Source organism: Prochlorococcus marinus subsp. marinus str. CCMP1375 (assembly GCF_000007925.1).
GTDB lineage: Bacteria > Cyanobacteriota > Cyanobacteriia > PCC-6307 > Cyanobiaceae > Prochlorococcus_E > Prochlorococcus_E marinus.
Genome location: NC_005042.1, coordinates 885,602 through 898,466, shown reverse-complemented (window position 1 = coordinate 898,466; position 12,865 = coordinate 885,602). Strand labels below are relative to the sequence as shown.

At 30.9% G+C, this 12,865-nt stretch carries 13 protein-coding genes and 1 tRNA gene; 3 read left to right on the top strand and 11 right to left on the bottom strand.

The features are described 5' to 3' along the window. Positions 1 to 615: 615 nt before the first annotated feature. Together PRO_RS04815 and PRO_RS04810 are read right to left on the bottom strand one after the other, a co-directional pair. A complete protein-coding gene (locus PRO_RS04815; RefSeq protein ID WP_011125130.1) occupies positions 616 to 1,209 on the bottom strand; it encodes a peroxiredoxin in 594 nt (197 codons plus the stop codon). A gap of 464 nt (positions 1,210 to 1,673) precedes the next feature. Continuing rightward, positions 1,674 to 1,747, bottom strand: a tRNA-Met gene (locus PRO_RS04810). Positions 1,748 to 2,087: 340 nt separating this feature from the next. Between PRO_RS04810 and PRO_RS04805 the strand changes: the two genes are divergently transcribed. Next, positions 2,088 to 2,687, top strand: a complete 600-nt coding sequence (locus tag PRO_RS04805; protein ID WP_011125128.1) for a DUF2939 domain-containing protein — start codon at positions 2,088 to 2,090, stop codon at positions 2,685 to 2,687. A 38-nt stretch (positions 2,688 to 2,725) separates the two neighbouring features. Here the strand turns inward: PRO_RS04805 and PRO_RS04800 are convergent, their stop codons facing one another. From PRO_RS04800 to PRO_RS04790, 3 genes are read right to left on the bottom strand one after another with little or no spacing between them, the layout of a single operon-like run. Then, complete coding sequence (locus PRO_RS04800; protein WP_011125127.1) at positions 2,726 to 3,226, bottom strand: tRNA (cytidine(34)-2'-O)-methyltransferase; 501 nt, start codon at positions 3,224 to 3,226, stop codon at positions 2,726 to 2,728. Between the two features lie 3 nt (positions 3,227 to 3,229). Continuing rightward, positions 3,230 to 3,775 (bottom strand): bifunctional adenosylcobinamide kinase/adenosylcobinamide-phosphate guanylyltransferase, encoded by a 546-nt coding sequence (locus PRO_RS04795; protein WP_011125126.1) that lies wholly within the window; start codon positions 3,773 to 3,775, stop codon positions 3,230 to 3,232. Positions 3,776 to 3,790: 15 nt separating this feature from the next. Beyond that, complete coding sequence (locus tag PRO_RS04790; protein WP_052039716.1) at positions 3,791 to 4,054, bottom strand: hypothetical protein; 264 nt, start codon at positions 4,052 to 4,054, stop codon at positions 3,791 to 3,793. A 191-nt stretch (positions 4,055 to 4,245) separates the two neighbouring features. Between PRO_RS04790 and PRO_RS04785 the strand changes: the two genes are divergently transcribed. Beyond that, positions 4,246 to 4,857, top strand: a complete 612-nt coding sequence (locus tag PRO_RS04785; RefSeq protein ID WP_036892243.1) for a cofactor assembly of complex C subunit B — start codon at positions 4,246 to 4,248, stop codon at positions 4,855 to 4,857. On the opposite strand, the gene lptC is transcribed toward PRO_RS04785, so the two are convergent. The 5 genes from lptC to rpmG all read right to left on the bottom strand — a co-directional run bounded on the left by lptC (position 4,852) and on the right by rpmG (position 8,892). Then, positions 4,852 to 5,496, bottom strand: coding sequence for an LPS export ABC transporter periplasmic protein LptC (gene lptC / locus PRO_RS04780; RefSeq protein WP_011125123.1), 645 nt, complete (start codon positions 5,494 to 5,496; stop codon positions 4,852 to 4,854). The two genes, PRO_RS04785 and lptC, sit on opposite strands and share 6 nt — an antisense overlap. Before the next feature lie 3 nt (positions 5,497 to 5,499). Further along, positions 5,500 to 7,023: a methionine--tRNA ligase gene (gene metG / locus PRO_RS04775; RefSeq protein ID WP_011125122.1), complete on the bottom strand. Its 1,524-nt coding sequence runs from the start codon at positions 7,021 to 7,023 to the stop codon at positions 5,500 to 5,502. A gap of 64 nt (positions 7,024 to 7,087) precedes the next feature. Then, the gene (locus PRO_RS04770; RefSeq protein WP_011125121.1) at positions 7,088 to 8,386 is read right to left on the bottom strand and encodes a ribonuclease catalytic domain-containing protein; all 1,299 of its coding nucleotides are present in this window, start codon (positions 8,384 to 8,386) and stop codon (positions 7,088 to 7,090) included. Between the two features lie 52 nt (positions 8,387 to 8,438). Next, complete coding sequence (gene rpsR / locus PRO_RS04765) at positions 8,439 to 8,660, bottom strand: 30S ribosomal protein S18 (protein WP_011125120.1); 222 nt, start codon at positions 8,658 to 8,660, stop codon at positions 8,439 to 8,441. Between the two features lie 34 nt (positions 8,661 to 8,694). Next, complete coding sequence (rpmG, locus tag PRO_RS04760) at positions 8,695 to 8,892, bottom strand: 50S ribosomal protein L33 (protein WP_011125119.1); 198 nt, start codon at positions 8,890 to 8,892, stop codon at positions 8,695 to 8,697. Positions 8,893 to 9,007: 115 nt separating this feature from the next. Between rpmG and pheT the strand changes: the two genes are divergently transcribed. Beyond that, positions 9,008 to 11,521, top strand: coding sequence for a phenylalanine--tRNA ligase subunit beta (pheT, locus tag PRO_RS04755; protein ID WP_011125118.1), 2,514 nt, complete (start codon positions 9,008 to 9,010; stop codon positions 11,519 to 11,521). Here pheT and rlmD read toward each other — a convergent pair. Then, the gene (gene rlmD, locus PRO_RS04750; RefSeq protein WP_080724830.1) at positions 11,510 to 12,829 is read right to left on the bottom strand and encodes a 23S rRNA (uracil(1939)-C(5))-methyltransferase RlmD; all 1,320 of its coding nucleotides are present in this window, start codon (positions 12,827 to 12,829) and stop codon (positions 11,510 to 11,512) included. The two genes, pheT and rlmD, sit on opposite strands and share 12 nt — an antisense overlap. Positions 12,830 to 12,865: the final 36 nt, after the last annotated feature.

Sequence of the window (12,865 nt, the reverse complement as noted above, 5' to 3'; positions counted from 1 at the left end):
GTACATTCTCAAACTAAAAATGAACATAAAAATAAAATCAAGAATAGAAAGTATTTAATCTCCTTAATCGTCTCAATTATCGCTGCATATAGTGCTCTAATATTTTTAATTAGATTCTTCATTCAGAGTTTTATAGAAATAGAAAGTAATATATCTATAGCGAACAGTACACTTTACTTCCAGCAATTTAAATCATATCTATTTCTAATACCGTATATAGTTCTAATAATATATATATTGGTGCGGCGTTCTGTACATTCGTTATTTTTATTAGGAACGCTAATATTTTATATACCATTCTCGTATAATATTAGTAATATAGAAATTGATCAAATAAATAATATTTATTCCAAATATCTGATTCAATATAATGCCAATATCATATTACCATCAACTCATATATTAGTCTTTATTAGCTTTACTGTGTTGTGTGGTTTGCTTAATTATCTAATAGCAAATACTTGCTTAAGTGATTTTCAATGTAGAAAACTTTCAATTACACATTTTCGCCATATATTATCAGCAATATCTATATATATTTGTTGTATTACTTTCCTAGTGGGAATAACTGCTTGACTTCCTAAATACTTATATATGAATTAGTTTTTTATGTACTTATAGACTAGCGAAATACTCCTTACTTCCTTTTGGATCCTCAAGCATTGTTTTATCTCCAGGATTCCAGTTGGCTGGACAAACTTTGTCAGGATTAGACGCTACATATTGATACCCTTGAAGTATTCTCAATGTTTCATCTACATTTCTTCCTACTGGAGCCTTGTTTATAGTGCAATGCATAATAATACCTTCTGGATTTATTAGGAATAGGCCTCTATCGGCCTCGCCATCATCATTAAGCACATTATAAGCAGTAGCTATTTCACGTTTAAGATCAGAAACAAGTGGATAAGTTATATCTCCAATTCCACCCCTGTTGCGTGGAGTTTGTATCCACGCAAGATGACAATGTTTGCTATCAACTGACACACCAAGTATTTCTGTGCTTTTTGAGGAAAAATCTGAGAATCGGTCGCTAAAAGCGGTTATTTCTGTCGGACATACAAAGGTAAAATCAAGGGGATAGAAAAAAAGTACAACCCACTTACCTCTGTAATCAGTGAGTGAAATCTGCTTAAATTCTTGGTCTACAACAGCTTCTGCAGTGAAGTTGGGTGCCATTTGGCCGACTCTTAAACATCCTTCTGTCATAATCAACTGGAAAAATAAATTGAATAATTTTATTAGGCTTGTTATATTTTACAAACCTTTTCCAATTTAACATACATTTACAACTATTGTGAGTGTAGTGAGAATATTTATTAAGGCTCTTATAGAATGAAACAAGCAAAATGGAACATGTCGATACTTAAAAAATTCAATTCAACATCACACACAAAAATACTTTCATATTTAAAAAATGAGTTAATAAAACATCCTATAAATAGAGTTACAACAAAAAGAGATAGAAATATAGCCAGTACTAAGAGATAGCTTTTCTTGTTATTAAGTAGCTATAAATTTGAACAATATTAATCTATAAAAGAATTATTACTTTATTCACATGTTACTATTATTTCAATGGCTATAAATTATATAAATAATATTTGTTGTTTTAAATTTAAATGTCAACTAATTATATTTTTAATTTATTGCTTTGATTAGACTAATTGATATGTCAGTGGAGAGACTTGAACTCTCGACCTCAGCGTTATGAATGCTGTGCTCTAACCAGCTGAGCTACACTGACTCGATTTTCAATCATAATCCAAAAGAGTTAAATGATCAAAATAGTACAATAACAGATGTTGTCCGACAGAGCGTCGCCCTACAAATATTAAATTCTTATACAATAGTACCCCACAAATGTACATCATTGATTAGAGCAGAAATTGCTATTTATTGGTTATTGTATGTTTAAAGCCAATAATTATAACCTAAATATAAATACATCCTTTTTTATTCGCTTATTATTAGTATTTCTAAATTATCAGGTATCATTCTCTTAAAGTTGATATTATCTTAAAAAAAACTAATTGCATATTAACGAATTTTATCTTATTCTATGAATATACTTATATTCTACTTTAATGAAAAATAATAAAATTCCTTTCCTAGCTTCGCCTCTATTATTACTATTTCCTTTAATTTCTGGTTCATATATTTACCTAACTCCATATTTAGCTATATTTAATTTTAAACAAGCTATAGACAAGAATGATACAGAAAAAGCAAGTAAATTTATAGACTATAATTCACTAAGGATAAGTTTAACCAATCAATTAGTCCCAGAACTTCAGAAAAGAACAAATAGTAAATTAGCTGATAGTCCTTTTGCAGATATAAAGATAATGGTACTAAACCCGATTATTAAGAGTGTAGTTGAGTCTACAGTTACAGCAACAATTACTCCTAGGGGGCTTAGCCTATTGCTTAATCAAGGAAAATTAACAAAAACAAAGAGTTCTAATAAATTACACAACAAAAAGAACAATTATGAAAGTAAATTAAATCAAAAAGACAAGGCTGATATTAAACTCTATTACTCTAATATTAATAAATTTGTATTAAGTAGCAAAGTAAAGAATTCTAATCAAGAAATAAAGGCCCATTGGATACGATATAATTTATTTAAATGGAAACTTAATTCAATTGAATTACCAACGAGTTTAACGGTAAATAATCAATAAACATTATTATAAATATTTTTAGAACGATGTTAGGCAAACTAATGTTCTACATGATTAAGACAATTAAAGCTGCAGAAGGATGCTATCCCACATGCTACAGATAAATTTAAACTTCTAACTCCATTATCATTTTTAGAATTTGATTTACCTGGCATTGGTATTGTTGCCATAAAATCACATTTGTTCTTCACATGTGAAGGTAATCCTAGATCTTCTCTTCCAAATAATAAACTATCGTTACTCTGAAACTCTATCTTACTTAGTGGAATACCCCCTTCTTTGCTAAATCCTATAATCCTTGAAGGATTTATAAATTTACTATAGTGAGCAAAAGATTCATGTAATTCTAGGTTAATATACTTCCAGTAATCTAAACCTGCTCTCTTGAGTCGTTTATTATTTATTTCAAACCCTAGTGGTAATATTAAGTGTAAATCAAAGTCAAATGCTAGGCATGTTCTGCCTATATTTCCTGTGTTCTGAGGAATTCTAGGCTCATAAAGAGCAATGCTTAATTTATTTATGATCTTCTTGTCCATTAATTATATACGAGAACTATTAATTGAGATATTTATTGCTCGTCCATGAATTACCAGCCAACTTTGTTTTGCATAAGTATCTAATTTTTCTGTTAATTCACTCAAACGGTCTCTAAAAATATTACCTGATTCTGTATAAGGGGATACTCCCCAACCAATTTCTTCAGCAACTATAACAATCACTCCTTCAAATTTTGTAAGTTTTTCTATAATTAAGCTTGAGTAAGTGTTCCATTTTACGCTGTCGTAATTTAGATATTTGGAAACTACTCCTCCTAGTGAATCTATTAATATAGAATTTCCCTTATCGATAGATTTTAGTGATGATGATATGTCTGAAGTCTCAATTAATTGCCAATGTGATGGTCTTCTTTGTTTATGTAATCTTATTCTTTCTATCCAGTCTTTATTATCATAGATTACCTCATGTGTAGCAATATATGTTACATTCTTTTCTTTAAATATTAGTTTTTCGGCCCATCTGCTTTTACCACTTTTTATTGGCCCTGAAACTAATATTAAGTTATTCTTATTACGTTTGTTGATCATACAAAGGTATTAATCCTACTTAGAAAAGTATAGCCAGGTAGCAATTGGAGCTGCGACTGCAATTATTAATATACCAACAACTAAAGGAATTGCCTTTGCCTTACCTAATTCTTGCTTTCGCATTACATTGAAATTAGGGTCTGTAATAGGTTCTTGTAATGTACTTGGATCCTTTGGTTCATAATTAAGCACAGAAAAGCTAAGTGTTTGCTGCATATGAGTAATTAAACTGTTACTAGCATTTGATGCTAAAGCTGGATTAGCAAAGGAGAGAGACATTGCTAGGAAGAAGGATATGATGATTAAAAAAGTAGATTTTTTTATCACAGTTAATATTAGTAATGATCTCTATATTGGCATTATTTTTGAATTTTGTCTATATTTATTAATTATGTATAGTAATTCCACCTTATTGCTACCTAATTTTTAACTGGTTATTTTTCATTCTATTTGAATTAGTTTAATTCTATATGCGTAAGTCTTCCACGATAGCCTTCTCTATAGGTTTATTAATGATAGTTCTAACATTAATAAACAACCTTAGTATTCACGAAGTAACTCCAACCTTGCAAAGAGCAGAAATTATCGCAGCATTAACATCGATTTCTATTATTTTAGTTGGTTTTCTTCAATTAGATGAAAATCCAATTAAGAAATCTAATAGTAACTTGGTAGGTTTTGAGGGTTTTATTATTAATGAAGATTTGTCTTTCGAAGTTAGGAATGAATTGGCCTGGGGAACTCAGATGATACTTACAGCAACAGCTTCATGTACAGTTCTGATTTACAATAATAATCAAACAATTTTAAAAAGAGGACTTTTAAGCGAAACTGAATTTTCTCCTGGAACAATTTGCCTTAGCTCAACAAAGAAAGGAAAGTATATTTCACTGGTAAATACAAAGTTTTATCCAGGAAAAGTAGAATTTGATAGTATCATTAAGGACTTGCCCTCTATTATGGTTTTCCCAATAAAGTCGAACAGCTGGTTAATTGTCGGAGGATGGTCTGAAAGATGCTTCACTAAATCAGACGAGGTATGGATAGATGGTTGGTCTAAAAAGATAAGTAAAATGTTATAAATTCTTTAAGATATCTGAAAAGTCTATTGAAGTTCTTACTTGAGAATCGTTCGAACTAAAATACAATCTATTTTGATTTGCATACCAAATTGCTTTATCCGCTTTAACTTTTATTGTTTTAGACAATGATTTATCGCTAAAAGTAAATTTCTTTATACCGATAAACTCAATAGTATTATTAGTATGGTCGTAAACTGCCTTACTTGATCTAAACATAGAACCATTAATGCGTGAGATGATCGATCCAGATAGTTCTGCCCTGGAATTATCTTTATCCCATTTTATAAGATCAGTTAATAAATTTAAATTCGTATTATTAATAGATTGCATAGTCACTTTATTTTTTAGTGTAATTAATTGTCCATTATTAATTAGTGAAGCTTTATTTGATTGAATTTTATAATATGGCTTATTACCTTGATAGAATATGAGTACTGGTTCTTTAGCCGTTAGAGATTTAGAAATTTCAACTATTTCTGCTTTCTTTGTAGTAAATGAAAACTGTTTATTACCATTATTATCTAATTGCTCAAGGTTTATATTGGTAAATTTGAATGATGGCTGCTTAACCTTAGATTGTTCGGAAGAACAACCAACTAATCCTAGAGCTATAAATAATTTAAATATAATGCTATACATAGCTCATTCTAATCTAGGAATTATTGGCGATGGTTCTGGTAATTCCTGACCCTTTTCTAATACACCCCAAACAAGTTGGTGCTCCCAGGACTGAAGACTATCAAAAAAACCTAATTGATTAAGTATCTTTCTGCTTAAGTTAGGAAGCACTGGGGCTATTAGAGTTGCAACAATACGACAGCTTTCTAAAACATTGTATAAATGATAAGAAACTAGTTCTCTTTCGGAGTTTTGCTTTATAAGCTTCCAAGGTTCATTATCATTTAAATATAAATTAGAAGAAGAGGCCAAATCTAGAATTGCCTTGCATGCTTCTTTGAATGATAATTGCTCATAATAATTAATTACATCGCTAATTGTTTTAGAGGCAAGAAGCTTAAGTTCATTATTTTCATTTTCCTTGTGAATATTTGGAACACAATTGCTAAACCACTTTCTTGACATAGAAGAAGTTCTATTTAATAAATTGCCTATAGTATTTGCTAGATCATTATTTGTTAGATCTATAAATCTCTTTTCCTGAAAATCACCATCTTGTCCAAATTTAATATCACTTAATAAGTACCATCTTACGGGATCCTCCCCATATTTATCGAGGAGTAATTCAGGGTCAAGTACATTTCCAAGGGATTTTCCCATTTTATTACCTTCTCTGGTTAGGAAACCATGTCCAAAAACCCTGTGAGGTAGGTCCAAACCTGCTGACATAAGCATTGCTGGCCAGTAGACAGCATGGAATCTTAAAATATCTTTTCCAATCACATGAACATCTGCTGGCCATCCATAGTTATTGAGTTCATCTAGTTCTACTTCTCCTTTTGTTTGTAAGCCTGACAAATATCCTAAAAGTGCATCAAACCATACATAGAAAGTATGTCCTTTAAATCCTGGTACTGGGATACCCCAGCTTATATTTACTCGAGAGATTGAAAAATCCTTAAGCCCTTTAGAAACGAAATTGATAATTTCATTTCTACGTGATATTGGTTGGACAAAGTTTGGTTGTGAGATAAGGTTTTCAATTTTTGTTTGATATTTTGACAGACAAAAAAAGAGGTTCTCTTCGTCTCGCCATTCAAGTGGCATCTTATGTGTTGAACAAATTGGATCTTTTGCCCCTGGTGGATCATCCTTATATTCCTCGCAGCCAACGCAATACCATCCCTGCTGTCGCCCTAATCTAATATCTCCATTTTGATCGACTCGGTGAAAGAATTTCTCAACTAATGTTTTGTGTTGTGATGATGTTGTTCGAATGAACTTATCGTTAGATATAGACCACTTTTTCCAAAGCATCTCATATTGACTTGCTATTTTGCTGCAATGATCAGAAGGACTAATATTGTTAGCCTTTGCTGTCCTTTCAATTTTCTGGCCGTGCTCATCAACACCAGTAATAAAAACAACGTTATTGCCATTAAGTTTTTTATATCTTGCAAATGCATCGCATGCAATCGTTGTATAAGTGCTACCTAGATGTGGTTTATCATTTACATAATATAGAGGAGTTGTGATTGTAATAGTCACATTTTCAAATTGAATATATGCCTATAGTACCGTTTTATATTGTATTTATCAAACTAAAATTATTTCAATTATAGTTTATAGCAGTTACTTTAATTATATCTAGACCAGAATCTAGTTGGTCTAAATGAATTATGAACTCATAGCCAAGTAAGTCCTGATCATAACCATTTAGAGAACATACTATGTCAAGATAAATATCTGAAAAGTAAAGTAATGCTAGCTTTTCTTTTTTGACCATCCATCTCATAAAGATCACATTCCATTTTTTTTTCTTTGTATGCTCTAAATAAGATAATATAGAATTTCTTTTATTTGCTCTTGTTAACTGTATGTTTTGTGTTTGAGATAACTTAACTTTATCTAGGATTGAAAGCATTTCAACCTCGGACAATTGCTTCTTATTATTGAAATATGATAACAATTGGTGTTGATTTATAAAATCACAATACCTTCTTAAAGGTGAGGTAGCCTGAGAATATTTATTTAAAGCAAGGCTATAATGCTTTTTAGGTTTTATTTCAATATTAGATTTCCCTAAACTACTTTTTAAAATATAATTCTTTACATGATTATTATTAAAGAATTTAAGCTTTTTTATATCCACTAATGTAGCTGGAGATTGATTTCTATAAAAAATAACTATTTTCTTTGAAAAGCAATATTCTGCAATTAGTTCTCCGTAAATTATCATTGACTCACTAATAAGTCTTCTTGATGGACTCATTTTTCTTATTTTATGTTGATAGTAGTTATCCTTCTTAAATATTATGCCTTCAGACTCTTCTATAATTATTGCTCCTTGTTTAATTCTATTATTGTAATGCTGGTTTATAAGATTATAAAATATAATCAATTCAGTTTCTTCCTTAGGTTGATAATCTAGAATTTCGTTAGCCTCTTCATAACTAAGCTTATAATCTGGTTTAATCTTTGTTCTTTCTATTGAGAAACTATTAATATCACCTTTATCACTTAACTCTAATTTTAGACTAATAGCAAGCGATTCTTTCCCTTGAACTAAACTTATTTTTTCCCGAATAAGTTCCTTAGGAAACATATAACTTATCGATTCTGCTAGATAAATAGTACTTGACCTAATCATAGCTTCTTGAGCCAATGCGCTATTTAAACTGATAGTTTCTGCTGGATTAGCAATATGTATCCATAGAAAACATTTATCTCCTCTTTTTTCTAATGAGATAGCATCGTCTATTTCTATAGTATTGGGGTCGTCTATGGTATAGGTTTTTAGGTTAGTAATATCCTTATATTTATGATGATCCTTGTTACTTATAATGTCACGGCCTAAGATTGATTTACTTTCTATTAAGCATTTTCTAGTAAATGCTCTTTTATGTACCATTATTTATTGAAATTATAAAGCAATAAACTATTTAATTAGTGATTAATTTTGTTTATCCTTCAGGATTTACAAAGGGCAAAAGAGCAATTATACGAGCTCGTTTAACTGCAGTAGTTAGGTCCCTTTGTTGTTTTGCAGTTAATCCGGTGAGTCTTCTAGGTAGAATTTTCCCCCTTTCTGTAATGAATTTCTTGAGAGTTTCTACATCTTTATAATCAATAGGATCACCTGGCTTTATTGGTGAAAGCTTTTTTTTAAAAAGTGAATTTGGCATTTCTAATTTAGATGAATTGTTTAATGATAATGACCTATTTGATCTCTTTATGGATTGTCATTTTGTTTAGCTGTGGACAGAACTTTTTAAGTTCTAGCCTATCTGAGGTATTCCTTCGGTTTTTTTCGGTAGTGTATCTAGAGACACCAGGAGAGCGTTTCTCAGACGCTGGTGCGGAACGACACTCCGTACATTCCAAGGTTACAACTATCCTGGTCCCTTTTTTAGCCATAAGAACGTAGTATCGTTTTTACGATACTTTGTAGAACCTATATCCTACAAGCTGAAGTGTATTTTTAAAACCAATACTTTTAAACCGTAGGATCAATGAATAACAGAAAATCAAAATGAAGGTTTCGCTATCTTGGTTGAACGAACTTGTAGATATCCATTGTGATGTCGAGGAACTTGCTGATTCTCTTTCTATGGCTGGCTTTGAGGTGGAAGAGCTAATTGACTTGTCAGCTTCTCTTGAAGGTATTGTTACTGGTTACGTTATCGATATATCTCCGCATCCAAATGCTGACAAATTAAGCGTTTGCAAGGTTGATATTGGAAAATCCGAAGCTATACAGATTGTCTGTGGAGCAAAAAACATTCGATCAGGTATACATGTTCTAGTTGCTACTGAAGGGACTTACCTTAAAGATATTGATTTAACTATAAAGACTAGTCATTTAAGAGGTCAAATTAGTCAAGGTATGATCTGTTCCTTATCAGAATTGGGCTTGCCTCCTAATAACGATGGAATAGCAATACTTGAGGAAATGAATATTGCAATACCAAAGATTGGAGTATGCCCTAAAAAACAATTGGGATTAGACGAAATAATATTTGATTTAGCTATTACCGCTAATAGACCTGATGGGTTATCTATGGTCGGCATTGCTAGAGAGGTATCAGCTATAAATAACACAAAACTTAAATTACCTGCGATTGATTTATTACATAAAGATTACAAGGAATTTGACCATAATGTTGAATCAAAGAAATTTGCCTCTCGCAATGAAGTATACTCGTTAAATCTTATTGATAATCTTAATGGAAATAACGATTCGTCAGAAGAAGTAAAATCTAGATTAAGGAATGCTGGTATTAATTCTATAAATGCAATTGTAGATTTAACTAATTATACAATGCTAGAACAAGGTCAACCCCTTCATGCATTTGACGCTGATCTGCTTTGTGAGTTAACTGGAAAAGAGGTTACAATAAATGATTTTGGTATTAGAAAAGCAAAGACAGGTGAAAATTTAATAGGAATAGATGGGATTGATTATTCACTTTCTTCTAAAGTAGATGTTATAACTTGCTCCAATATCATTATCGCTATAGCCGGAATAATAGGAGGTAAGAATTCTTGTGTGAATAAGGAAACTAGAAAGATATGGTTAGAAGCTGCACTTTTCTCTCCTAGCTCTGTAAGAATTTCTTCTAGGGAGATAGGTAAACGTACTGAATCTAGTACTAGGTTTGAAAAGGGGATCTCACCCGAAATAACAATAAGCTCAGTTGAACGATGCCTCAATCTTCTTACTAAAACATTTGATTGTCAGATTCTAGAAAAATGGATAAACAGAGAATTAGTAATAGAAGAACAACTATTATTACTTAGAAGAGAAAAAATAAACAAAACCTTAGGGAAAGTAGTAGAACATAAAACAAATATTAACGCAGGTGACAATTCAAACAATATTGATAAATCAGGTGAATCACAAATAAATACACTAAGAAATATTGATGATCATGAGATAGAGCAATCTCTCATATCTTTAGGTTGTAAGTTACAAAAAGATGTTAAGGGTTGGCTTGTAGAGGTACCTGCTAATCGAAAATTAGATTTGAAGAGAGAGATTGATTTAATTGAAGAGATTTCTCGTTTAATTGGTTATGACAGATTTGACTCTAATTTACCAAATCCATTAAGACCAGGAGGTTTGACACCTAAACAGAAAATTGAGAGAAAGGTTAGAGAATCATTAACTTCTGTTGGTTTTCAAGAAGTAGTTACTTTGTCGCTTGTAGCAAAAGACCAATATAGTAAAAATCAAGTAGCAATATCTAATCCTCTGTTAAGTGAAACTAGCCATTTACGAACAAACCTATGGCAAGAACATTTGAATATCTGTCAGAGAAATATGGCTTATGAGCAAAAAGGATGTTGGATTTATGAAATAGGAAAGATTTATAATATTGATTCAGGAAGAATCAATGAAACAAGCTTATTATGTGGAGCTTTAGTTGGTAATAAATCAATTGGTCAATGGCAAACTGAGACTAAGAATTCATCGTTAGACTATTTTCAAAGTAGAGGTATTTTACACTCAGCACTAAATAGTTTAAATATAAATATCACAGATGAAAAGTTAGATGAAAACCAATTATTGCATCCTGGTAAGTCCTCCATGTTAAAACTTGAAGGTAAAGAATTAGGTTTTTTTGGAGAATTACACCCTTCTAAATTATCTGATTTAAATATTGATTACCCTATTTATATTTTTGAGTTAAATTTCAATTTAATTCTACAGTCTTCTACCCGTAAAAATAAGTTAAATATAAGTTTTAAACAATTCCCAACTGTACCTTCAATGGAAAGAGATATAGCACTATTAGTAGATAATAATATACAATCATTAGATATTTCTAACTTAATAATAAAAACGGGCCGTCCTCTCGTCGAAGATGCTTATTTGATCGATCGTTATGAAGGAGATAACATTCCAAAGGGTAAAGTAAGTCAGGCTTTTAGAATAAGATATAGAAAGAACAAAGATACCCTAAAGGAAGAGGAAGTTTCCCCTATTCATGATAAAATTAGAGAAAAGTTAAAGGTAGAATTTTCAGCTGAATTAAGAAGTTAATCTTTTTAAATATACTAATGTTTCTAAATGTGTTGTTTGAGGGAAAAAATCAAATGCAGTTATTGATATAATAGAATATTTATGTTCACGCAATATAAGTGATAAGTCTCTTGCTAACGTAGCTGGATTACAGCTTAAATAACATATATGAATAGGCATCAGTTTTGTAATAACATCTATAAGAGAAGGATCAAGCCCTTTTCTGGGAGGATCAAGAATCAAGAAGTCATTAGGTAAAAGGATTTTAGGCAAATATTTAGTTACATCTTGGTTTTCAAAAGTTATGGTTTTTATATTATTAATTTCAGCATTTCTTATAGCTATTTCATGTGCCTCATTATTAATTTCAATCCCGATTACCCTGTAGCCATCACTAGCTAATGGAATTGACATAGTTCCTATACCTGAATAAGCATCTATAATACGAACTATTTTATTAGTATTAGAAATTATATTACGAATACAATTAATAGCCTTTTCAGCTTCTACTAAATTTACCTGGAAGAATGATGTGCTTCCTATTAGAATATCCATATGACAAAATTTATCGTAAATATAATCTCTTCCAGTTAAGATTTCTGTAGTTGCTCCAAATATTTTGTTATTAGGTTTTGGTTGAATATTATTTAAAATCCCTACTACATTTGATTCACTTCCATTCAATTTATTTGTTATTGGAAATAGCAATTTTTTTATAGAAAAATTTGAAACAAAAGTGATTAAAACTTCATTTGTATTAATACCAGATCTAATAGAAATATGTCGTAATCCACCTTTTCGTCTGATGTCATGATCCGCATTAATGTGATTATCCTTTAGAATTAGTCTTATATCTGATAGGGCCTTATTTATTTTATGATCTAAGACAGGGCAATTATCTATATCTACAATCTTGTGACTATTTCGCTGGTAATAGCCAATGATTGTATTTCCGTAGCTTTCATTGTAGACAGGAAAGGTCGATTTATTCCTGTAGTGAAAGAATTGGCTAGGCGTAATAGAAATTGGTTCAGGAAAATCGTTTAATTTGCCAATCCTACTTAAAGCATTTATTAGCAATTTCTTTTTGATTGCAAATTGATAGTGGGGTTCTATTTCTTGCATTGAACATCCTCCACAGTCTGAATAAAAGGAACATTTAGGATTAACTCTTAATGGTGATTTCTTTATAATCTTGATAAGAGAGGCTAAGCAAAAGTTTTTCTTCATGTATTCACATTTAACTAGAGCTTCCTCTCCTGGTAACAAACCAGCAACTACAAGAACAAAATTGTTGTGACGACAAATTCCTCTCCCTGAAGTATCAATATCAGCACAGGTTACATGGCAGGTTTCGCCAGGCTG